Annotated in this window: 19 protein-coding genes and 1 tRNA gene; 10 read left to right on the top strand and 10 right to left on the bottom strand. The window is 62.0% G+C overall.

Annotated elements, in window-relative coordinates; translation table 11 throughout:
• Window positions 1-43 precede the first annotated feature (43 nt).
• Window positions 44-319 carry a hypothetical protein gene (locus tag REH34_RS21490; RefSeq protein WP_311969105.1) on the top strand — a complete coding sequence of 92 codons (276 nt, stop codon included), beginning with the start codon at window positions 44-46 and terminating at the stop codon, window positions 317-319.
• A gap of 463 nt (window positions 320-782) precedes the next feature.
• Here the strand turns inward: REH34_RS21490 and REH34_RS21485 are convergent.
• From REH34_RS21485 to dapA, 5 genes are all read right to left on the bottom strand, one after another.
• Window positions 783-872, bottom strand: a tRNA-Ser gene (locus REH34_RS21485).
• 94 nt (window positions 873-966) lie between these two features.
• Window positions 967-1,680, bottom strand: a complete 714-nt coding sequence (gene purC / locus REH34_RS21480) for a phosphoribosylaminoimidazolesuccinocarboxamide synthase (protein WP_226503275.1) — start codon at window positions 1,678-1,680, stop codon at window positions 967-969.
• A 28-nt stretch (window positions 1,681-1,708) separates the two neighbouring features.
• Window positions 1,709-2,467, bottom strand: coding sequence for an MBL fold metallo-hydrolase (locus REH34_RS21475; RefSeq protein ID WP_311969104.1), 759 nt, complete (start codon window positions 2,465-2,467; stop codon window positions 1,709-1,711).
• Entirely contained in the window at window positions 2,468-3,583 is a 1,116-nt protein-coding gene (bamC, locus tag REH34_RS21470) for an outer membrane protein assembly factor BamC (protein WP_226503273.1), read from the bottom strand. It lies immediately after the preceding gene.
• Window positions 3,584-3,600: 17 nt separating this feature from the next.
• Window positions 3,601-4,479 (bottom strand): 4-hydroxy-tetrahydrodipicolinate synthase, encoded by an 879-nt coding sequence (dapA, locus tag REH34_RS21465; RefSeq protein ID WP_226503272.1) that lies wholly within the window; start codon window positions 4,477-4,479, stop codon window positions 3,601-3,603.
• 328 nt (window positions 4,480-4,807) lie between these two features.
• Here dapA and REH34_RS21460 point away from each other — a divergent pair, with 328 nt between their 5' ends.
• Both REH34_RS21460 and REH34_RS21455 read left to right on the top strand, forming a co-directional pair.
• The gene (locus REH34_RS21460; protein ID WP_311969103.1) at window positions 4,808-5,368 is read left to right on the top strand and encodes a glycine cleavage system protein R; all 561 of its coding nucleotides are present in this window, start codon (window positions 4,808-4,810) and stop codon (window positions 5,366-5,368) included.
• Between the two features lie 41 nt (window positions 5,369-5,409).
• Window positions 5,410-5,883 (top strand): peroxiredoxin, encoded by a 474-nt coding sequence (locus REH34_RS21455; RefSeq protein ID WP_311969102.1) that lies wholly within the window; start codon window positions 5,410-5,412, stop codon window positions 5,881-5,883.
• A gap of 55 nt (window positions 5,884-5,938) precedes the next feature.
• Here the strand turns inward: REH34_RS21455 and REH34_RS30315 are convergent, their stop codons facing one another.
• From REH34_RS30315 to REH34_RS21440, 3 genes are all read right to left on the bottom strand, one after another.
• On the bottom strand, window positions 5,939-6,745 hold the full coding sequence (locus REH34_RS30315) for an RHS repeat-associated core domain-containing protein (protein WP_409373155.1): 807 nt from the start codon (window positions 6,743-6,745) through the stop codon (window positions 5,939-5,941).
• Between the two features lie 104 nt (window positions 6,746-6,849).
• Window positions 6,850-7,920: an AI-2E family transporter gene (locus REH34_RS21445; protein ID WP_311969101.1), complete on the bottom strand. Its 1,071-nt coding sequence runs from the start codon at window positions 7,918-7,920 to the stop codon at window positions 6,850-6,852.
• Between the two features lie 31 nt (window positions 7,921-7,951).
• A complete protein-coding gene (locus REH34_RS21440; protein ID WP_226503267.1) occupies window positions 7,952-8,191 on the bottom strand; it encodes a sulfurtransferase TusA family protein in 240 nt (79 codons plus the stop codon).
• Window positions 8,192-8,336: 145 nt separating this feature from the next.
• Between REH34_RS21440 and REH34_RS21435 the strand changes: the two genes are divergently transcribed.
• The 4 genes from REH34_RS21435 (at window position 8,337) to REH34_RS21420 (ending at window position 14,720) form a co-directional block, all read left to right on the top strand.
• Window positions 8,337-9,764, top strand: coding sequence for a M48 family metalloprotease (locus REH34_RS21435; protein ID WP_311969100.1), 1,428 nt, complete (start codon window positions 8,337-8,339; stop codon window positions 9,762-9,764).
• 292 nt (window positions 9,765-10,056) lie between these two features.
• The gene (locus REH34_RS21430; RefSeq protein WP_311969099.1) at window positions 10,057-13,155 is read left to right on the top strand and encodes a transglycosylase domain-containing protein; all 3,099 of its coding nucleotides are present in this window, start codon (window positions 10,057-10,059) and stop codon (window positions 13,153-13,155) included.
• 216 nt (window positions 13,156-13,371) lie between these two features.
• Window positions 13,372-13,935, top strand: coding sequence for a PadR family transcriptional regulator (locus REH34_RS21425; RefSeq protein ID WP_311969098.1), 564 nt, complete (start codon window positions 13,372-13,374; stop codon window positions 13,933-13,935).
• Window positions 13,932-14,720 (top strand): siderophore-interacting protein, encoded by a 789-nt coding sequence (locus REH34_RS21420; protein WP_311969097.1) that lies wholly within the window; start codon window positions 13,932-13,934, stop codon window positions 14,718-14,720. Before REH34_RS21425 ends, REH34_RS21420 begins: the two co-directional genes overlap by 4 nt.
• A 64-nt stretch (window positions 14,721-14,784) precedes the next feature.
• On the opposite strand, the gene REH34_RS21415 is transcribed toward REH34_RS21420, so the two are convergent.
• The gene (locus tag REH34_RS21415) at window positions 14,785-15,435 is read right to left on the bottom strand and encodes a Pr6Pr family membrane protein (protein WP_311969096.1); all 651 of its coding nucleotides are present in this window, start codon (window positions 15,433-15,435) and stop codon (window positions 14,785-14,787) included.
• 18 nt (window positions 15,436-15,453) lie between these two features.
• On the bottom strand, window positions 15,454-15,678 hold the full coding sequence (locus REH34_RS21410) for a VF530 family DNA-binding protein (protein WP_226503261.1): 225 nt from the start codon (window positions 15,676-15,678) through the stop codon (window positions 15,454-15,456).
• A gap of 294 nt (window positions 15,679-15,972) precedes the next feature.
• Between REH34_RS21410 and REH34_RS21405 the strand changes: the two genes are divergently transcribed.
• The 3 genes from REH34_RS21405 to REH34_RS30310 all read left to right on the top strand — a co-directional run bounded on the left by REH34_RS21405 (window position 15,973) and on the right by REH34_RS30310 (window position 22,419).
• Window positions 15,973-18,405, top strand: a complete 2,433-nt coding sequence (locus REH34_RS21405; protein ID WP_226503260.1) for a glucose/quinate/shikimate family membrane-bound PQQ-dependent dehydrogenase — start codon at window positions 15,973-15,975, stop codon at window positions 18,403-18,405.
• 485 nt (window positions 18,406-18,890) lie between these two features.
• Window positions 18,891-21,311, top strand: coding sequence for a glucose/quinate/shikimate family membrane-bound PQQ-dependent dehydrogenase (locus REH34_RS21400; protein WP_311969094.1), 2,421 nt, complete (start codon window positions 18,891-18,893; stop codon window positions 21,309-21,311).
• Between the two features lie 157 nt (window positions 21,312-21,468).
• Window positions 21,469-22,419, top strand: coding sequence for an RHS repeat-associated core domain-containing protein (locus REH34_RS30310; RefSeq protein WP_409373154.1), 951 nt, complete (start codon window positions 21,469-21,471; stop codon window positions 22,417-22,419).
• Window positions 22,420-22,428: the final 9 nt, after the last annotated feature.

Below are 22,428 nucleotides of genomic sequence, written 5' to 3'. Positions count from 1 at the left end.
TTCAAAGCGCTTCATTGCCAAGATGACCACTCATGGGTATTTGGTGATTGAGAAACGCAAAATTCACGGCTGTGCATTCTCAAACTCGATGACCATCACTCAGGACTTGATTCTGGCCCCTGTGGCGGCGCGGAAGGCGATTCCGAAGCCTGTTGTGGCGGTGGTAGCGCCAGAGCATGAGCGTATGCCTGAGTACGCTCCAATCGTTCTGCCAGAGGTGGCGAAAGCCAGGACGAAACCAGTGATGCTGCCGCCAATTCAGGACTTGGACGATGACGCTTACGACGACTCGCCCGAGTGGATGCGTGGTGCAGCATGAGCTACGTGGTGGTCCAGGTGATCCTCGGCATAGGTCAGCCTGCCCTGTGCAGTAGCTCAATATGACCTATCCGGAATGGGGCAGGATGCACCAGTAGTGAGACAGAGTATTTAATAAGACAGAAGTAGAAAGACAGATGTAGAAAGACAGATGTAGCAAGGCCTTGCACGAGCAAGCTGAAGAGCGGGTGAAGCAAGGCAAAAAGCGGATTGGGGATTCTGTATTACTGGCCGAGGTACGGCAGGAAGGGTGATGGCGTTGCAGTGGGCGAGTGAATCGCTATGACGTGCAATCACGCCGAAAGCTGACCGCTTTCGTGCACACCGTTCAAAGCGCCAGCTTTGGTGTTAACTCCCGTCAGCGGCGCTGACGATTGGAGTGGGCAAACCGAGTGGGCAAAGTGAAAAACCATCGGGCACAAAAAAGCCCCGTAAATCAAAGACTTACGAGGCTTTATATGTAATGGCGGAGAGATAGGGATTTGAACCCTAGGTACTGTCACCAGTACAACGGATTTCGAATCCGTCCCGTTCGGCCACTCCGGCATCTCTCCAACGGCGCGCATCATATCAAGCTATTGCCCGGAAGCGAAGCCCCCAATGCAAAAAAATTTCCGTGCTATCAAATGCTTGCGCGCAGACAACACTTTACAGCGGTACACCCAGGCGATGGGCGACTTCTTCGTAGGCTTCGATGACGTCACCGAGGCCCTGGCGGAAGCGGTCCTTGTCCATTTTCTTCTTGGTGTCCTTGTCCCACAGGCGGCAGCCGTCAGGGCTGAATTCGTCGCCCAGGACGATGGAGCCGTCGCTGAACACGCCGAACTCCAGCTTGAAGTCGACCAGCAGCAGGCCGGCGTCGTCGAACAGCTTGCTGAGCACCTCGTTGACCTTCAGGGACAGCTCTTTCATCTTCGCCAACTGCTCGGCGGTGCCCCAACCGAACGCCACCACGTGGGATTCGTTGATGAACGGGTCGCCTTTGGCGTCGTCCTTGAGGAACAGCTCGAAGGTGTAGGGGTTGAGCTTGAGGCCTTCCTCGACGCCCAGGCGCTTGACCAGGCTGCCGGCGGCGTAGTTACGCACGACGCATTCGACCGGGATCATGTCGAGCTTCTTGACCAGCACTTCGTTGTCGGCCAGCAGCTTGTCGAATTGGGTCGGGATGCCGGCCGCTTCGAGCTTTTGCATGATGAACGCGTTGAACTTGTTGTTCACCATGCCCTTGCGGTCGAGCTGTTCGATGCGCTTGCCGTCGAACGCCGAGGTGTCGTTGCGAAACAGCAGGATCAAGCGGTCGGCGTCGTCGGTCTTGTATACCGATTTGGCTTTGCCGCGGTAGAGTTCTTCACGTTTTTCCATGATGGGCTCCGCTTGCTAAGTAGGTGGGCTAGGCGATATGGCGCCAGTCGAGCCCTGAATCTTGATCGGCCAGTTGCAGCCAGGCCGGGTCGCACCCGAGGGTGTCGACGAATTGTTGCCGGGCCAGCTGCGGCAGGTTGTTCTTGCTGCTGAGGTGGGCCAGTACCAGGTGTTGCAGGTGTTTCCAGCCTAGCTCGGCCACTAGGTCGGCGGCCTGGTGGTTGTTCAGATGTCCTTCGCTGCCGCCTACCCGCAGCTTGAGAAAGTTCGGGTAGTGGCCGCGCGCGAGCAGATCGCGGCAATGGTTGGCTTCGATCATCAGGGCATCACAGCCCTCATAGTGGTCCCGTACACGGGGGCACCAGGAGCCCAGATCCGTGAGCAGACCAAAACGTCGCCGACCATCATTGAATACATATTGGGTCGGCTCCAGCGCATCGTGCGCCACGCGGACCACGTCGATGCGCAAGGCACCGATTTCCAGTTGCTGTCCGCAGACCACATGGCCTGCCACCTCGACCGGCTTGCGCATCCCGCGCAAGGTCCCCTGGCTGAGGTAGACCGGTATATTGTAGCGCCGAGACAGCAAACCCACGCCATGCACGTGGTCGGCATGTTCGTGGGTCACCAGGATGGCGCTCAATTGTGCCGCTGCAACGCCCAGGCGGGCCAGCCGCCGTTCGGTTTCGCGCAACGAGAAACCGCAGTCGACCAGCACCAGAGTGTCTTCGCTCGCGATCAGTGTGCCATTCCCTTGGCTTCCGCTTCCCAGTACGGCGAAGCGCACTTAACCCAGGTTGTCCTGAATCACGCTCAGCACACGGCGGGCGATATCGGCCGGGGCCAAGGTGTTGATGTTTTTCTCGACGGTGACCTGGACGCTGTCGCCGACCTTGCTCAGGCGCACTTGATAGCGCTGGGCACGAGCCTCGATCTCTTCCTTGCTGGCCTCGTGGCCGAACAGACGACCGAAGAAGCCCGGCTTGTTGTCTGGCGTGTCGGCTTTTTCCGCGAGGTTGATGTAGTACAGGCCCAGGCTGCGGTTGATGTCTTCGACGCGCCATTGGCCCTTGTCCAATGCACGGCCGACGCTCGACCAGGCGCGGTCGATGTCGGAGCCGACGTTGAGCACCAGGCTGCCGTTGCCGTCTTCGACCAGGCTGACGCGGCTCGGGGCGTCGAAATCGCGGGCGGCGAGCAAGGACACCGAACCGCCCTTCTCGGCTTCGCGGGTCAGGTTGGCGAGCATCTGGTCGACCAGCACCGAATCCAGTCCGGTGTTGGCGCTGCGTGCCGGGAACGCGGTGTCGGCTGTGCTGCCGGCCGGGCGCTCGGCGCTGCTCACATAGATCTCGCTGGTGTTGCGCTGCACGCCGGGCTCGATGCGCACGTGCACGCGCGCCTGGCCATCAGCACTGCTGGCGCTGCTGCGCAGGCGGTCGGCCATGCCAGCAGAAAGCTCGTCGAAACGCTGCCAGGTGGTGCTGAACTCACCGGTTTGCGGGTGATCGTCGGCGATACGGAAGCCGTTGTCCTCGAAGAACTGATGCGCCACGGGCCAGACTTCGGCGGGGGTTTTCTGGGCCAGGATCCAGCTGCCGCTACCGGTGCGTTGCAGCGAGTAGTCGCTGGCCGCAGCCGCCACTTGCAGGGGCAGCGGACGCGGCACTTCGAAGTGGAGCTTGTCGGTATCGTCCGCGACGTTGCGCGGGATCGGCAGCAGAGGGTCGAGACGCTTGCTCAGGGTCAGGTCGGGTGGAACTTGCATCGCTGGGGCCTGATTGGCCTCCAGATAATCATTGCCGCGGTCGCGGAAATAACCCTGGTCGCCCCAGAGCCATCCACAACCGCTCGTGCTCGAAATAACCACGGCAAGAGCACTAAGACCGGCCAATCGCTTCATGCGTCGTTCTTCCTCAATCAAACCAGGACGCCGGACTGGCGCAAGGCCTGCCGCAGCGGTTCGTGATAGTCAGCGCTCAACCAGGTGAGCGGCAGGCGAATGCCTTCGGGCATCAGGCCCATTTCATGCAAAGCCCACTTGACCGGGATCGGGTTGGCTTCGAGGAACAGATTCTTGTGCAGCGGCATCAGTTTGTCGTTGATGGCGCGGGCCAGCGCGGCGTCACCGTTGAGGGCGGCGGTGCACAGGTCGGCAATGGCGCGCGGCGCGACGTTGGCGGTGACCGAGATGTTGCCCTTGCCACCGGCCAGGATCAGCTCGACAGCGGTCAGGTCGTCACCGGAGAGCACCAGGAAGTCGCTGGCAACACCGGCGATGATGGCCTTGGCGCGGTCGATGTCGCCGGTGGCTTCCTTGATGCCGATGATGTTCGGCACGGTGGACAGGCGGATGACCGTGTCGGCGAGCATGTCGCAGGCGGTGCGGCCCGGCACGTTGTAGAGGATCTGCGGGATCGCCACGGCCTCGGCGACGTGCTTGAAGTGCTGGTACAGGCCTTCCTGGGTCGGCTTGTTGTAATACGGGGTTACCAGCAGGCAGGCGTCGGCACCGGCGTTTTTGGCGTTGGTGGTCAGCTCGACGGCTTCGCGGGTGGAGTTGGCGCCCGTGCCGGCGATGACCGGGATGCGCCCGGCGACCTGATCGACGACGCGACGAATGACCTCGATGTGCTCGTTGACATCAAGGGTTGCCGACTCACCGGTGGTTCCGACCGCAACGATGGCATGGGTGCCTTCTTGCAGGTGGAAGTCCACCAGTTTGCTCAGGCTGTCCCAATCGAGACGGCCCTGTGCATCCATGGGTGTGACCAATGCCACCATACTGCCCGAAATCATGCCAACCGCTCCTGCCGGAAAAAGAGAGCGGTAATGGTACTGGCGCCTTCGGGCTTGCACAAGCGAAGTACCGCGCTACGAGCATTCCCCTCAGCGCCGGATTTCGCTACCCTTCAGACTTTGATCGGTACGGGCAAGCCCGCTGACTCGCTTGCGGCGTGAACAATCGTCCTCCAGACCCCTGATCCTGAGCCTTGCGGCCCGCCACAGCAGTGCTTTGGCGGCAATGGCCGGCCTTGGCGCCGGCGATCGGGAGACGACCGACACGCGCACAGCAACTCAGCTTCATGACTCCCGTGCCGACCGCTCATCGTTTTAGAGAGGCTGCATGTCCACCCCCACCGTTCGCGAACAATTGCTTGTCATCAGTGCTCTTGGCCCTAATCCGATGGAGCTGACCAACGTCCTGTGCCGTGCGGCCCACGACAGCCGCTGCTCGGTCGTGACCTCACGCCTGACCCGCCACGGCGAGTGCAGCGCGCTGGTGCTGGAGATTTCCGGCACCTGGGACGCCCTGGCCCGCCTCGAAACCGGCCTGGCGCCCATGGCTAAAAAGCATGGTTTCACGGTCAACGTGGTGCGCAGTGCGCCGCTGGAAAACCGCCCGCAGGCCTTGCCGTACGTGGCCTACATCAGCGCCGCGTATCGCTCGGACATCGTCAACGAGCTGTGCCAGTTCTTCATCGACCACAACGTCGAGCTCGAGAACCTGACCTGCGACACCTATCAGGCACCGCAAACCGGCGGCACCATGCTCAACGCCACCTTCACCGTGACCTTGCCGCCGGGCGTGCAGATCAGCTGGCTGCGCGATCAGTTTCTGGATTTCGCCGACGCGCTCAACCTCGACGCATTGATCGAGCCGTGGCGCCCACAGAATCCTGCGTGAGCCCGCTCGAATCAGATCTGCATTGAAAAGGAACCAACCCGATGACCGTATCCGTCGACCAGCCGGTAGCCGACTTCACCGCCGCGGCCACCAGCGGCCAGACCGTCACCCTCGCCGCGCTCAAGGGCCGTCAGGTGGTGGTGTATTTCTACCCGAAGGACAACACCCCGGGCTGCACCACTCAGGGCCAGGGCTTCCGTGACCAGTACGACGCCTTCAAGGCCGCCAACACCGAAGTCATCGGCGTGTCCCGCGACAGCCTCAAGACCCACGAGAACTTCAAGGCCAAGCAAGGCTTTCCCTTCGAACTGATCAGCGACAAGACCGAAGAGCTGTGCGAGCACTTCGACGTGATCAAGTTGAAGAAGCTGTATGGCAAGGAATACATGGGCGTCGACCGCAGCACCTTCCTTATCGACAAGGACGGCGTGCTGCGCCAGGAATGGCGCGGGGTGAAGGTGCCAGGGCATGTGGATGCGGTGCTGGCGGCGGCGCAGGCGTTGAACAAGGGTTGAGCGCTGAACCAGGCTCACGTGATGCCGTCTAGCCTGGGAATATAATTGTAAATGGTCAGCTCCATGAAGTGCGCCGTACTGCGGTGCTCTTCTTGTAGATATAGCCGGGCACTGATTGAAACTGGTTCATATCTGCTCTGCCAACCGCCACAAGTTCCTGACCGTTTTCAGTTCGGACGATTTTTGCGGCAGGACCGCTCGAGTGATGGGTAGTTATTCTTTCAGTCGTGAACGTTGTTCCATTCTTCAGATGGATATCCGTTCTTGCGGTCTGAACGACATAATTGATATCGCCCACCTCGTAAGCCCTGCCCGCTCTGAAAGCGTTTGAGCTCGATGGTAGAGGGGGAGCCTTTAATGCCGGGGCTGGTAAGGTGCTAGCAGACAGGGGCGCCGCCACGGTACTGCCAGACGCCATGGGCTTGAAGCTGATGGCGTTACGAGGCAGTGCAGAACTGCTATTAAAGACCGCAGAGCCCGCGGTAGGCTTGCTCACCATAGTGGCCTTGGATCTACCGCGTCTACGCAACCAAGCCCAGAATCTGGATAGATACGGAATATGCCCCGTCGGATCCACCCTGTTCACCGGGTCTCCCAGGCAATACACATATGCATTCAAGCCCCCTGCGTCAAAAGGGCTGAAGCTGTCCGGGCTGGTAAATCGCATCAACTGCGGATTGAACGTACGATAGCCCTGACCTAGCAGATATTGCCCTAGCTTTGGCTCAAGCCATTCACCGTTGAAGGCGGGGCCTGGATGCCCGCCAGCACCGAATGGGGCAAATGCCTGAGACCGTCGCGCATTGCGCAATACAGTACCTGGGGCGTCAGTGACCAACAAATTTGTAGAGCTCGATTTCATGGTGAAGTACCGGTTGTCTCAAGGCACTTCACCATAAGCAGCTAAAACCCGACGCACTAGCTATCAGAACTGTTAGGTATCACTGGCGGGCACACTGCGAAGCCTCAGATCATCGGCGAAACCGTCGGCTCGTTGCGCGGCCAGGCATCTAGCACCGCCTTCACCAGAGTCGCCAGCGGAATCGCGAAGAACACCCCCCAGAAGCCCCACAGCCCGCCGAACAGCAGCACCGCGCAGATGATCGCCACCGGGTGCAGGCTCACCGCCTCGGCGAACAGCAGGGGCACCAGCACGTTGCCGTCCAGTGCCTGGATGATCCCGTACACCGCCATCAGGTAGATGAACTGGTCGCTCCAGCCCCACTGGAACAACGCGATGAACGCCACCGGTACGGTGACCACCACGGTGCCGACGTAAGGCACCACCACCGACAAGCCCACCAGCAGCGCCAGCAAGGCAGCGTAATTGAGGCCCAGGGCGATGAAGCCGATATAGGTGGCGATCCCGCAGATGAAGATCTCGATAACCTTGCCGCGGATATAGTTGGCGATCTGGCGGTTCATGACCTTCGCAACCCGAGTCAGCAAGGCCCGGTTGCGCGGCAGGTAGCCGCGCATCCAGCGGCCGATGATCTCGCGGTCCTTGAGAAAGAAGAACACCAGGATCGGCACCAGCACGAAGTAGATCATGATGTTGACCGCCAGGCGCAGACTGGTCAGCGAGACGGTCAGCACCCATTGGCCGAACTTGCCGACCTCGCCCCTCGCCACGTCGATGGCCTGCAGCACCTGCTCGTCCGAGACCAGATGCGGATAGCGCTCGGGCAACAGCAACAGCAGCGACTGCCACTTGCCAAGCATGCCCGGCAGTTCGTTGAACAAGGCGATCAACTGGTGCCAGAGCAATGGCACCAGCACCAGCACGAACAGCGCCAGGGCGCCCATGAACAGGGCGAACACAATAGCCACCGCCAGCCAGCTGGGGACGCGCAATCGCTCGAGCGTCATGACCAGGCCATGCATCAGGAACGACAGCACCATGCCCGCCAGCACTGGCGCCATGATGCCGCCCAGCGTCAGCACGGCGGTGAAGGCCAGCACCAGCAATACGCCGAGGACGACGGCCTCCTCGTCGGAGAAATACCGCTGAATCCAGTCTTGAGCCACCTTGAACATCGAAAATCCCTTATGAATGCACGTACGGCGATCAGGCCTTCTGCAACCAATAGCGATAGACGCCGGCTTCAGCCTTTTCTTGTAACAGCAGGTTGCCAGAAAGTTTGGCAAATGTACGGAAATCGCGCTGCGACCCGGCATCGGTAGCGATGACCTTGAGCACTGCGCCGCTGGCCAGCTGATTGAGCTGCAACTTGGCCTTGAGTAACGGCAATGGACAGTTCAGACCGCTGGCGTCGAGCTCGGCGTCACATTCCGGGAGGTCGGTCATCGGTTTTTTCTCCTGCGGGGGGGGCTCTGGTGCGCTGACGAGGCACAAGCGGCCAGCGACTGCCAAGCATACCGCAAGCGCACAGCGCTGGTCGCCACGCACGGTCCCGGCTACAGTAGCCCATTTGCCGACAAGAGCAGTGTGCATGAATTCATTGCGCCCCCTGGTGATCGCCCTGGCCTGCCTGCTGGCGGTACCTGCCCACGCTGACGATCTGCCATCGCTCGGCGACGCCAGTTCAGCCATCGTCTCCCCGCAACAGGAACACGACCTGGGCCGCGCCTGGTTGAGCCTGCTGCGCAGCGAGGTCGGGCAGCTGTCCGACCCGCAGCTCAAGGATTTCGTCGAAACCACCGTGTATCGCCTGGCCGAGACCAGCCAACTGCAGGATCGTCGGCTCGAATTCATCCTGATCAACAGCAAGGAGCTCAACGCCTTCGCGGCGCCTGGGGGCATCGTCGGCGTCAACGGCGGGCTGTTTCTCAACGCCGACACCGAGGGTGAATTCGCCGGCGTGCTCGCCCACGAACTGGCGCACTTGTCGCAACGCCACTTTGCCCGTGGAGTGGAAGCCTCCCAGCGCATGCAGATACCGGTCATGGCCGCGCTGCTGGCCGGCGTGGTGCTGGCGGCGGCGGGCGGCGGCGATGCGGGCATCGGTCTGATCGCTGGCAGCCAGGCGGCTGCCATCCAGGCCCAGCGCACGTTTTCGCGGCAGAACGAAGCCGAAGCCGACCGTATCGGCATCCTCAACCTTGAAAAGGCCGGTTACGATCCGCGCAACATGCCGGAGATGTTCGAGCGCCTGGCGCGGGTCTACAAGTTCGATGCCTCGCCACCGGAATTCCTCTCCACTCACCCGGTCACCGATGAGCGTATCGCCGACACCCGTAACCGCGCCGAACAGATGCCCAAGGGCGGCAAAGAGGACAGCCAGTGGTTTCAACTGATGAAAGCGCGCACCCAGCTGTTTTATGAGGAAACCCCAGGCATCGCCGCCAAGCGTTTCCGCGCGCAGCTGGACGAGACACCCGGCTCGATACCGGCGCGTTACGGCCTGGCGATCGCGCAGATCAAGGCCGGTCAACTCAACGAAGCCCGCGCGGGCCTCAAGGGCTTGCTCGACAAGGCGCCCGATGACGTGACCTTCAACCTCGCCCAGATCGAGCTGGACGTCACCAACAACCGCCTGCCCGACGCCCAGGCGCGGGTCGACAAGATGCTCGTGCAATACCCGGGCAACTATCCGCTCAACCAGATGCGCATCACGGTATTGCTCAAGCAGAACCGCAATGCCGAGGCCGAAAAAGGCCTGGACGCCTTGCTCAAGACCCGCCCCAACGATCCGGATGTATGGAGCATGGTGGCTGATACGCGTGGCTTGAACGGCAATATCATCGGGCTGCACCAGGCCCGCGCCGAGTACTTTGCCTTGGTGGGGGACTTCGACCAGGCCATGCAGCAACTCGAGATTGCCAAGCGCCAGGCCCCGAACTTCCAGCTGGCTTCGCGCATCGATGCGCGGGAGAAGGACCTGCGCGAGTTGCAACGCACGGTCAAGGACATGATGTAGATCGCTCTGCCCGCATTGGCCCCTTGCGGGCCGAATGTACAGCGGGGCTGCTGAAACCGCACGCTTATGGGAGATTCCAGGGTTTTGGGCAAGCTGCACCGCCGCCTTCGCCAGCAAGCTGTGCCCCCACAGGTGTGTGTACTGCATACACCTGTGGGAGCACAGCTTGCTGGCGAAGGGGCCCGAGCCGCCAACTCAGATCCAGCAGCCAATCCACATTTCCCGCCCCCTCCCCGCCCAGCGTCTAGACTCCAACCAAGTGCGATGATTTTCCGTAACCGGGTTGAACACTATGGGCGCGCTGTGGCAAACCGAACCTCCAAAGACCGCGGCACCGGCCGACGATCTGCAAACGCCCCGTCGCCCTGATCTTCCTCGCCAGCCCAAACGACGTGCCACCTGGCTGTGGGTCACCAGCGCAGTGCTGCTGGTACTCATGGCCATTCTTGCCTATGCGGCACTGATCGAAAGCCGCACCTCACGCCTGCAAGCCCAGCAATTCAGCCGCCTGGCCAGCACCCTCACCTGGCACCTCGACGACGGCCCCAGCGATGCCATCGTCTACCCTGGCGACGGGCCGTTCGACAAACGTCTGGGCTACAGCAGCCTGGGCACCTTCCTGCCACGCCTGCTGGATCACGATTACCGTATCATCCGGCAGGTGCGCTTCTCGCCCGCCTTGATGAGCTACACCGACCACGGCCTGTTCGTGCCCTACGCCGAAAAGAGCCAAGGCGGCCTGCTGATCACCGATTGCAAGGCGGACACGCTGTATCAGTACCGCTACCCGCAGCAGCTCTACGAGCAGTTCAGCGATATCCCGCCGGTGATCGTCGACAGCTTGCTGTTTATCGAAAACCGCGACCTGCTGTCTGTCGACGCGCCGCAGCTCAATCCGGCGGTCGACTGGCCCCGCTTCTTCAAGGCCGCCTGGTCCCAGGTCGCCAAGCTCCTTGCCCTGCCGGGGCAGTCGGCCGGCGGCAGCACCCTGGCCACACAGCTGGAAAAATACCGCCACTCGCCCGACGGCCTCACGCTGTCCGGCGCCGAGAAGATTCGTCAGATGATTTCCGCCAGCGTGCGCGCCTATCAAGGCGGCCCACAGACCCTGCCCGCGCGGCAGATCGTGGTGCGCGACTACCTCAACAGCGTACCGCTGTCAGCGGTGCCGGGGCATGGCGAAGTGCATGGCCTGGCCGAAGGTCTGCGGGTCTGGTATGGCGCCGACTTCCAGCAGATCAACCGGGTGTTGAGCGACACTGCCGCGCCGATCGCCGAACGCGGCCAGGCTCTGCGCGAGGTGCTGTCGTTGATGATCGCCCAGCGCCGCCCCTCGCACTTTCTTGCCAAAAGCCACAAGGAATTGGCGCAACTCACCGACAGCCACATCCGCCTGCTGCAACAGAACAACGTCATCACGGCGGACCTGGCCCAGGCAGCCCTCGCCAGCCAATTGACCTTCCGCGACTGGGCGCAACAGCCCACCCTGCAAGCCAATGAAACCAACAAAGGCATCAGCGTCGCCCGCAGCCGCCTGGGCTTTCTGCTCGAACGCCCGCTGTATGATCTCGACCGCCTCGACCTGGCCGCCACCAGCACCTTGCAAGGCGACTTGCAGCAGCAGGCCAGCGCCTACCTGAAAAAACTCGCCGACCCCGCCTTCGCTCAGCAGATCGGCCTGCTCGGCGACCATCTGCTCGGCGCCGCCGACACCGCCAAGGTCAGCTACAGCTTTACCCTGTTCGAAACCACCGGCGATGGTTTTCGCGTGAGGGCCCAGACCGACAGCACCGACCAGCCGTTCGACATCAACGAGGGCAGCAAACTGGAATTGGGCTCCACCGCCAAGGTGCGCGTGCTCACCAGTTACCTGCAGATTATCGCCGAGCTGCACGACCGCTTCGCCGGGCAGCCCCCCGCGCAACTGCGCAAAGTGCCGGTGGCAGAGCCCGACCGCATTACCCGCTGGGCGATCGACTACCTGATCCAGCACGCAGACCGCAACTTGCCGGCCATGCTCGATGCCGCCCTGGAGCGCCAGTACTCGGCCAGCCCCGCCGAAAGTTTCTTCACCGGTGGCGGCGTGCACACCTTCAAGAACTTTCGCCGCCAGGACGACAGCCAGAATCCGACCCTCAAGGTCGCGCTGCAGGAATCCATCAACCTGTCGTTCATTCGCTTGATGCGCGACCTGTTGCGCTACAGCACCTACCAGGGCGATAACAACAGTGCGCAGCTGCTCAAGGACGATGACGACCCGCGTCGTCAGGAATACCTCGCCCGTTTCGCCGATCGTGAGGGTACGGAATTTCTAAGGCGCTTCTGGCGCAAGTATCAGGACAAGAGCTCGGACGATCGCCTCGATACCTTCATCGACGGCATGAACGTCACGCCGATTCGCTTGGCAGCCGTGCATCGCTACCTGTTCCCCAGCGCCGATCAGGCGACCTTCAACGCCTTTGTGCGCGACCACCTGAAAACCACCACCGTCACCGACAAGCGCCTGGGCGAGATGTACCGCACCTACGGCGCGGGTGCCTATGATTTGCCGGATCAAGGCTATATCGCGCGCTCCCATCCGCTGGACCTGTGGCTGCTGGGCTTTTTGCTGCAGCGCCCTGACGCCAGCCTCAATGACGCGATCAAGGCCAGCGAACAGCAGCGCCAGGAAGTTTATGGCTGGCTGTTCAAGAGCAAGCACAAGAGCGCCCGCGACAGCCGCATCCGCACCATGGTCGAGATCGAAGCGTTCCTCGATATCCATCAACGCTGGAAAAGCGTCGGCTACCCCTTCGACCATCTGGTGCCATCGCTGGCCACCGCCATCGGCAGCTCGGGCGATCGCCCGGCGGCGCTGGCCGAACTGCTCGGGATCATTCAGAACGATGGCGTGCGCTTGCCGACATTGCGCGTCGACAGCCTGCACTTCGCTGCCGGCACCCCTTACGACACGCAACTGAGCAGCGCGCCCGATCAGGCCGAGCGGGTGATGCCCAGCGAAGTCGCAGCGGCGTTGCGCGGGGCGCTGGCGAAGGTGGTCAGCGACGGTACGGCCAGGCGCGTCAACGGCAGCTTCACCCAAGCCGACGGCACGCCACTGGCCATGGGCGGCAAGACCGGCACCGGTGACAACCGCCTGCAGAGCTTCGGCGCGGGTGGGCGGATCATCGCGTCCAAGGCGATCAACCGCACGGCGACCTTCGTGTTCTTCATCGGCGAGCATCACTTCGGCACTTTGACTGCCTTCGTGCCGGGGCGCACGGCGCAGAACTTCAGCTTCACCTCAGCCTTGCCGGTGCAGGTACTCAAGGGCATGGCGCCGATGCTGGCGCCGTATGTGCAACCGGGGGCCCGCAGCCTGTGTACTGCGGACAATGGGGTTATTCAATAGGATTTTCTGCGGCTTGAAGGGCCTCTTCGCGGGCAAGCCCTGCTCCCACAGGTGTACGCCGCTGGATCAGCCTGCCCAGTGGGAGCAGGGCTTGCCCGCGAAGAGGCCGGTACATTCACCCACCAACCATCACATTGATAACAATTCTCACTATCCTCTTGCCGAGCACTAAGATATATCTTAAGGTATATCTTAACGAACGCGAGAGAAGAGAAAATGAGAGAACACAGACCCCAGGAATTCGGCGGTGGCCGCGATGGCTTCGACCGCCACAAAGGCGGTGGCCGCGGCCCCCGCGTATTCGCCTCAGGCGACCTCAAACTGCTGTTGCTGGCGCTGGTCGCCGAACAGCCCTGCCACGGATACGACCTGATCCGCCGCATCGAAGGCCTGTTCGACGGGGCCTACAGCCCCAGCCCCGGGGTCATCTACCCAACCCTGACGTTTCTGGAAGAGAGCGAGCTGGTCACCGGCGACGCCCAGGGCGGCAAGAAGCTCTACACCGCGACCGACCCCGGTCACCAGATGCTGATCGAGCAAGCCGTGGCCCTCGAAGGTGTTCGCACCCGTATCGATGTCAGCAAGCGCTCGCTGCGCGGCCATGATCGCCCACCCCAAATCCACGAAGCGGTGCACAACCTGCGCCACGCCCTGCAGCTGCACCATGGGCGCTGGAGCGCAGAAGAAATCCGCCGCGTGCGCGACCTGCTCAACACCACCGCCCAGGCCATCGTCGACGGCCCCGACATGAATTCCCCCGCTCAGGACTCTGCCCAATGAAAGCCGATCAACACGCCGAAAGCCCCTATGGCATCCACCGCGTCATGCACGACATCAAACGCCGTCGCCTCGACGTGCTGCGGGTCACCGACCTGACCCCGCGCATGCGCCGCATCACCGTCGGCGGCGCCGAGCTGGCCGGTTTCCTCAGCCTGGGCGCCGACGACCACATCAAGTTGTTGTTCGCGACCACGCCCGAGGAACAGGCCGCGCTGGAGACCTTGACGCTCGGCGCCAAGGGCGACGGCCCGAAACCTGCGATGCGCGACTACACCCCGCGGCGCATCGATCTGCAAGCCGGCGAGCTGGACATCGACTTCGTCCTGCATGGCGACGGCCCTGCCTCCACCTGGGCAGCCCAGGCGGCGCCCGGCCAATCGCTGTACATCGGCGGCCCACGCAGCTCGAACATTGTTCCGGACAGCTTTGACAGCTATCTGCTGATCGGTGACGAAACCGCCATCCCCGCCATCGCCCGTCGACTGGAAGAACTGCCGGCCGGGCGCCGGGCAATCGCGGTGATAGAAATCGAAGACGCCAGCGAGCGCCAGCCGCTGCTCAGCGCGGCTGATGTCGAAGTGATCTGGGTGGAGCGGCACAGCGCGCAACTGACCGACGTGGTAAGCCAGCTGACCTTGCCTGCGGGCACGCTATATAGCTGGGTGGCCACCGAAGCTTCGTTGTCTCGCAAACTGCGGCGGATCTTGCTGGATGAGCACAAGGTCGATGACCAGGCGCTGAAGGTCGCCGGTTACTGGCGCGTCGAGGGGGATGACGAGGAGTAACCGGAAAGATCGAGGCCAGTCTCGCTGGCCCCTTCGCGGCCTGACGCGAAGAGGCCACACCCGCCTACCGAAGCCGCTTGGCGATCAGACGGTCAATCACTATGACCAACCCACCGATCGCTAAAAACCCGCCCAGCACCCCGAACGCATTCATCCACACCTGCCAATACCCCAGCTTCAGCACATCCACGAACGGATACGGGTAAACCCCCAGCGTATCCCCGCGAATCAGGATGCAGGCGAAATACGCCGTCGGGTATAGCGCCCACAGCGGCAGATGCCACACCCGCAGATGCCCCTTGGGCACCCATGCCAGCCAATACCCCAGAAACACCAAGGGCATCACATCATGGAGAATCTCGTTGGCCAGCCATTGCCAGCCACGCGGGTCCCAGAGGTCGCGCAGCAACACGTTGTAGGCAATCCCTACCAATACGATGCTGGTGGTCACCCCGGCAATCACCCACGGCATGCGAAACCAACGAGCCATGCAGCCCTGATGCCGACTGGTAGCAGCCGTCAGCACCGCCGCCGCCAGGGTATTGCTCAACACGGTGAAAAAACTCAGGAAGGCCATCAACCCGCCCAGCAGACTGGCCTGCTCCTGCCAGCGGGAGAACAGTATCAGGTACAACTGCAACCCCAGCCCGAACCAGGCCACGCAGGCCACCGTCAGCACGGCAAGATGCAAACGCTCGCCATATAGCCCACCCATGCGATGTCCGTTATCCACTCAGCGCTTGGTGCGTTGCAGTTTGACGTAGAGGCGCTCGACCTTCTCCCGCGCCCACGGCGTGCGCCGCAGGAAGGTCAGGCTCGACTTGATGCTGGGGTCGCTCTTGAAGCAGCGGATATCGATACGCTCGGCCAGCCCCGACCACGCGTAGTGCTCGACCAGCGTGGTGAGGATGTGTTCGAGAGTGACGCCGTGCAGCGGATCGGAATCGGAAGCAGTCACAGCGCGGCGCTCGATGGGCAAAGAGTCATCTTGATGGTCCAGTCTCGGCAAAGCGGCAACCTTAGCCTAGAGCCACGATAGCGCAAAGCGCTGAACGGGGGTGTCGCGAATAAATCTTCACCCGGCGCACACGTTCTCATAGCACCGCGCCGCTGCCGACGGCGGGCTCGTGAAGGGATTTTGCGCCTTGCGGCGACATATTCTGAAACTAAATAGCCCCCTAACGGCTCTACGCATGACTCGGGACATTCGAACCCGATACCAATAATTAACGCACGATGGAGTTTCCCCACGATGAACAACGACGGGACAAACAGTCGCAAGCGGCTACTGCCTAGCCTCTTGGGGCTGGTGTTTCTACTCATGGGCCTGGCCCTGCTGGTTGGCGGCATCAAGCTTGCCAGCAACGGCGGTTCGCTCTACTACCTGATCACCGGCATCGGCATCCTGCTGGTCGGCTTCCTGTTGCTGGCCGGACGCGCCGCCGCATTGGGCCTGTATGCCATCGTACTGTTCGCCAGCAACCTCTGGTCGCTGTGGGAAGTTGGCCTGGACTGGTGGCAGCTGGTGCCGCGTCTGGCGCTGTGGTTCGCTTTGGGCATCGTCCTGCTGTTGCCGTGGTTCCGTCGCCCGCTGCTGTGGGATCAAACCTCGAACCTGGGCAGCAAGGGCCTGACCGTCGCCGTGGTGCTGGCCGGCCTTACCGCCCTGGCCAGCCAGTTCACCAACCCCGGCGAAATCAAAGGCCAACTCGACCGCGACAGCGCCGGCACCGTCAGTGGCGCACCGGCCATGCCCGAGGGCGACTGGCAGTCTTACGGCCGCAGCGGTTTTGCCGATCGCTATTCGCCGCTGGCGCAGATCACACCGGACAACGCCAGCCAGCTCGAGCCGGCCTGGACCTTCCGTACCGGCGACATCCCCGGGCCCAACGACCCGATGGAAACCACCGCCGAAAACACCCCGCTCAAGGTCAACGGCATGCTCTATGTATGCACGCCGCACAGCCAGGTGATCGCTCTGGACCCGGACACCGGCAAGGAAATCTGGCGCTTCGATCCAAAAATCAGCACCCAGAAAGCCGCTAATTTCAAGGGCTGGGCACACATGACCTGCCGCGGCGTCTCCTACTATGATGACGCCGCCTACGCCGCCAGCGCACCGAGCACCACCGAGGCCAGCCCGGTCCCTGTGGTCGAGGCCAGTACGCCGGTCGCCAGCAGCTGCCCTAAACGCATCTTCGTACCCACCGCCGACACCCGCCTGATCGCCCTCAACGCCGATACCGGCAAGATGTGCGAAGACTTCGGCGACAAAGGCCAGATCGACCTCAGCACCAACATCGGCAGCTTCGCCGCCGGCGGTTACTATTCCACTTCACCACCGGCCGTTACGCGCAACCTGGTGGTCATCGGCGGTCACGTCACCGACAACGTGTCCACCGACGAGCCTTCCGGCGTGGTCCGCGCGTTTGACGTGCATGACGGCCACCTGGTGTGGAACTGGGACAGCGGCAACCCCGACGTCACCACCCCGATCGCGGCGGGCGAGCACTACACCCGCAACTCGCCGAACATGTGGTCGCTGATGAGCGTCGACGAAAAACTCGGCATGCTCTACCTGCCCATGGGCAACCAGATGCCCGACCAGTGGGGCGGCAATCGCACCCCTGAATCCGAGAAATACAGCGCCGGCGTCACCGCTCTGGACATCAACACCGGCCACGTGCGCTGGACCTTCCAGTTCACCCACCACGACCTGTGGGACATGGACGTCGGCGGCCAGCCGAGCCTGCTCGACATGAAAACCAGCGAGGGCATCAAGCCGGCGCTGCTGGCCTCGACCAAGCAGGGCAGCATCTACGTGCTCGACCGCAGCAACGGCAAGCCCATCGTACCGATCGATGAAGTGCCCGTGCCGCAGGGCGCGGTGGAAGGCGACCACACCTCGCAGACGCAACCCAAGTCCGAGCTCAATTTCATGCCGCCGCCGCTCAAGGAGCGCGACATGTGGGGCGTGACGCCGTTCGACCAGATGCTCTGCCGTATCGACTTCAAGTCGCTGCGCTATGACGGGCCGTTCACCCCGCCATCGTTGCAGGGCTCGATCGTCTACCCCGGCAACTTCGGGGTGTTCGACTGGGGCGGTATTTCGGTCGATCCGGTGCGCCAGATCGCCTTCGTCAACCCGAGCTACATGGCCTTCCGTTCCAGGCTGGTACCGGCTGCCGATGCTGCCAGCGGCCCTGGCCGCAAGAGCGAAACCGAAGGCGTGCAGCCCAACAAGGGCGCGCCGTACGGGGTGATCCTCGAAGCGTTGCTGTCGCCCATGGGCCTGCCTTGCCAGGCTCCGGCCTGGGGTTACGTGGCGGCCGTCGACCTGACCACCCACCAGACGATCTGGAAGCACAAGAACGGCACCGTGCGTGACAGCTCGCCGGTACCGATCCCGCTGACCATGGGCGTGCCGAGCCTGGGCGGGACCTTTGTCACCGCCAGTGGCGTGGGCTTCCTGAGTGGCACCCTGGACCAGTACCTGCGCGCCTATGACATGCGCAACGGCAAGCAGCTGTGGGAAGGCCGCCTGCCTGCGGGTGGCCAGACCACGCCGATGACTTACACCGGCAAGGATGGCCGCCAGTACGTGCTGGTAATGGCTGGGGGTCACGGCTCGCTGGGTACCAAACAGGGCGACTATGTGATCGCCTACGCGCTGCCGAAAAAATAAGCAGCGCTGCGATAAATGAACGGCTCCTTCGGGGGCCGTTTTTGATGGTGTCCATGCGGCCCTCTTCGCCGCCGAACGCGCATCGTGGCCCCTACAGTGTCGGCAGGTCCTGAGTCGCACGCCTGTGGGAGCCACGATGCGGGCTCGGCCGCGAAGAGCACTGTTGCAAATTAAACAAAGATGAATCCCGTTACTCGATCTGTTAATAATAAAAAAATATCTATAATCTGCCCGCCGAAGACCACTGAAACGTTTAACTTTTCGTAATAATCCATACATTTTGCCCGAATACTTTTTTCTCTCTCGGCAAACGGCATTGAACAGTTAGCAGTCTCGTCTTTGCGATCTTCATCCTCGGTGCTCCGTCGCCGCCGATTTTGCAACTCCCCATAACGTGGCACGACGCCCATTTACCGAGCGCAGGTTAATTCCTGAACTATGCTCGAACGACTGAAATATGCTGATACACCTCGGAGAAAAGACCTATGAGCACTGATGGTGCTTTGAGTAGAACACGCCTGTGGCCCAGCCTGTTGGGCCTGGTATTCGCCGTGATGGGCCTGATCCTGCTGGTACTGGGCGTCAAGCTCGCCAGCCTGGGCGGCTCGCTGTACTACGTGATCGCCGGCCTTGGCATCCTCGTCACCGGCCTGCTGTTGCTGGCCGGGCGCTCTTCGGCCATCGGCTTGTATGCCGTGGTGCTGTTTGCCAGCACCGTCTGGTCGCTGTACGAAATCGGCTTCGACTGGTGGCAGCTGGTGCCGCGCCTGTCGCTGTGGTTCGTGCTCGGCCTGCTGCTGTGGCTGCCGCTGTTCCGCAACCCGTTGGTACGCCGCGCGCCTGCGCCGTTCGCCACCCGCGCCTTGGGCGTGGCGGTGATCCTGGCCGGTGCCTGCGCCCTCATCTCGCAGTTCACCAACCCCGGTGAAATCAACGGCGATATCGGCCGCGACGGTGGCGATCTCGCCAGCGCTGCCCCGGCTCAGCCTGACGGCGACTGGCAGTCCTACGGCCGCACCGAATTCGGTGAGCGCTACTCGCCGCTCAAGCAGATCACCACCGCCAACGTGGGCAAGCTGCAGGAAGCCTGGCGCATCCGTACCGGTGACATGAAGACCGACAAGGACCCGGTAGAAATCACCGACCAGAACACCCCGCTCAAGGTCAACGGCATGCTCTATGCCTGCACGCCGCACAGCAAGGTACTGGCGCTGGACCCGGACACCGGCAAGGAAATCTGGCGTTACGACCCGCAGATCCAAGGGCCTAACAACAACGATTTCACTGGCTGGGCGCACATGACCTGTCGTGGCGTGTCGTACTACGACGAAGCCAACTTCAGCAAGTCCGACGCCATCAGCACTCCGGCCGCTTTGTCGGATCAAGGCAAGGCCATGGCTGCCGAGTGCCCTCGTCGCCTGTTCCTGCCGACCGCCGATGCGCGCCTGATCGCGCTCAACGCCGACACCGGTAAAGTCTGCGAGTCCTTCGGTGACAAAGGCACTGTCAGCCTGCGTACCAGCGAAGGCCCGTTCACTCCAGGCGGCTACTACGCCACCTCGCCCGCCGCTATCACCCGCAACCTGGTGATCATCGGTGGCCACGTGACCGACAACGAATCCACCAGCGAACCGTCTGGCGTGATCCGTGCGTTCGACGTGCATGACGGTCACCTGGTCTGGAACTGGGACGCCGGCAACCCCGACGAAACCACCCCGCTGCCAGCCGGCCAGACCTACACCCGCAACTCGCCAAACATGTGGTCGCTGGCCAGCGTCGACGAGAAGCTGGGCCTGGTCTACCTGCCATTGGGCAACCAGATGCCTGACCAGTGGGGCGCCAACCGCACCGCCGGCAGCGAAAAATTCAGCGCCGGTACCGTCGCGCTGGACATCGACACCGGCAAAGTGCGCTGGAACTATCAGTTCACTCACCACGACCTGTGGGACATGGACGTGCCGGCTCAGCCAACGCTGATGGACATCAAGACCGCCGAAGGCGTCAAGCAGGCGCTGATCCAGCCCACCAAGCAAGGCAGCCTGTACGTCCTCGATCGCAAGACCGGTACGCCGATCGTGCCGATCCAGGAAATCCCGGTGCCTAGCGGTGCTGTAGAAGGCGACCACAGTTCGCCGACTCAGGCACGCTCCGAGCTGAACCTGCTGCCACCCAAGCTGGATGAAAAAGCCATGTGGGGGGTCACGCCGTTCGACCAACTGCTGTGCCGCATCCAGTTCAAGTCGCTGCGTTATGAAGGCCAGTACACCCCGCCGTCGACCCAGGGCAGCATCATCTACCCAGGTAACGTCGGTGTGTTCAACTGGGGCGCGGTATCGATCGATCCAGTTCGTCAGCTGATGTTCACCAGCCCGAACTACATGGCGTTCGTGTCCAAACTGGTGCCGCGTGCCGAAGTGGCCGCTGGCAGCAAGCGCGAAAGCGAAACCAGCGGCGTGCAGCCGAACGCCGGTGCGCCGTATGCGGTGATCATGCATCCGCTGATGTCGCCGTTCGGCGTACCGTGCCAGGCACCTGCCTGGGGCTACGTGGCCGGTATCGACATGACCACCGCCAAAGTGGTGTGGAAGCACAAGAACGGCACCAGCCGTGACAGCTCGCCCGTGCCGATCGGCGTCAACCTCGGCGTGCCGAGCATGGGCGGTTCGATGGTCACTGCCGGCGGCGTTGGCTTCCTGAGCGGTACGCTTGACCAGTATCTGCGCGCCTACGACGTGCGCACAGGTAAAAACCTGTGGTCCAGCCGTTTGCCAGCAGGTGGCCAGGCTACGCCGATGAGCTACACCGGCAAGGACGGTACGCAGTACATCCTCGCGACCGTCGGTGGCCATGGCTCGCTGGGCACCAAGATGGGCGATTACATCATTGCCTATAAATTGGCCCAGTGATGGCTTGAAGCAAGACTGAGAATGGCTCCCTGCGGGGGGCCATTTTTTTGCTTTATCGAAGGCCAGGAACGTCCAGACCTATCAGATCTGAGAGTTGTGGAGTGGCCTGGAACGTCGTCTGATCGATCTTTCACATTTACCTGAAAGGGATGATCCGATGGCCAGTATCAAGCCAGTTCCACACATCAAACTGCTCGCCTGTGACTGGGCCAATAGCGTGACCGGCAGCACCACGACCGAAGGCACCATCGCATTCGCCCATAGCCCGTTTGGCCACCGTTCGCCCGAGGTGGATGACGACACTGGGCCGGGCTACAACGGGCAACATCTAGAGCGTGATGGGGGTTACCTGCTCGGCCATGGCTACCGGGAATACCGACCGAAGCTGGGACGCTTCAATGCACCGGACAGCTACAGCCCGTTTGGCGGTGGGGGGTTGAACTGTTATGCGTACTGCCGAGCGGAGCCGGTGAACAGAAGCGATCCGAGCGGGCACGCGGATAACTCGAAGCGAGATGAAATCCTCTTCGGTTCCTTGGCAGGTTTTATGTTGCTTCTTGGGGTTCTGATAGGCCGGGGGGTCGCTCATCAGATGCGCCATGCCGGTCGATTGGTAGCCGCCCCAGTGGGTGCAGGCTCGGCCTTGGGTGCACGGATGCGAAGGCGCACGAGTGCCCCGGCTGACCTCGGGTCGATATCGGTTGATAGGGATATGCCTGTTTTCGGGCGATTTCAGCGGGCTGACAGCCCCACTCAGGCACATCCCGTTACGAGACGCGAGATTGGCGTGACCTATGCCCAGGTAATAGCGGGACCACCACCACCGCCAAGGCCTCCGAGCCCTGTGCGCTTTACGGGAACGCAACTGAACCATGGCGGTACGCCTCGGGACCTGCTCGCAGGTATCCTTAGAGGTGGGCAAGCGAACCTCAAACCAGTAGGTACTTCAGCAGGCATCCAAAGGGATGTCTTGCCTGACCTGGATGCTCTTACGCCTCGACAGCGATTTATAGCCGCGAGAGAAAGATTATCTGACGCCCCCGTTCACGTGTTAGCAGGCAGTCAAGTCAGCGCAGCAGACGCCAGTGCACAGATCAGGCGCAAATGATTGCGTGGC

This window comes from Pseudomonas baltica, from assembly GCF_031880315.1.
GTDB lineage: Bacteria > Pseudomonadota > Gammaproteobacteria > Pseudomonadales > Pseudomonadaceae > Aquipseudomonas.
Note: the sequence above shows the minus strand (reverse complement) of the source record. Positions and strands in the feature narration are given on the sequence as shown.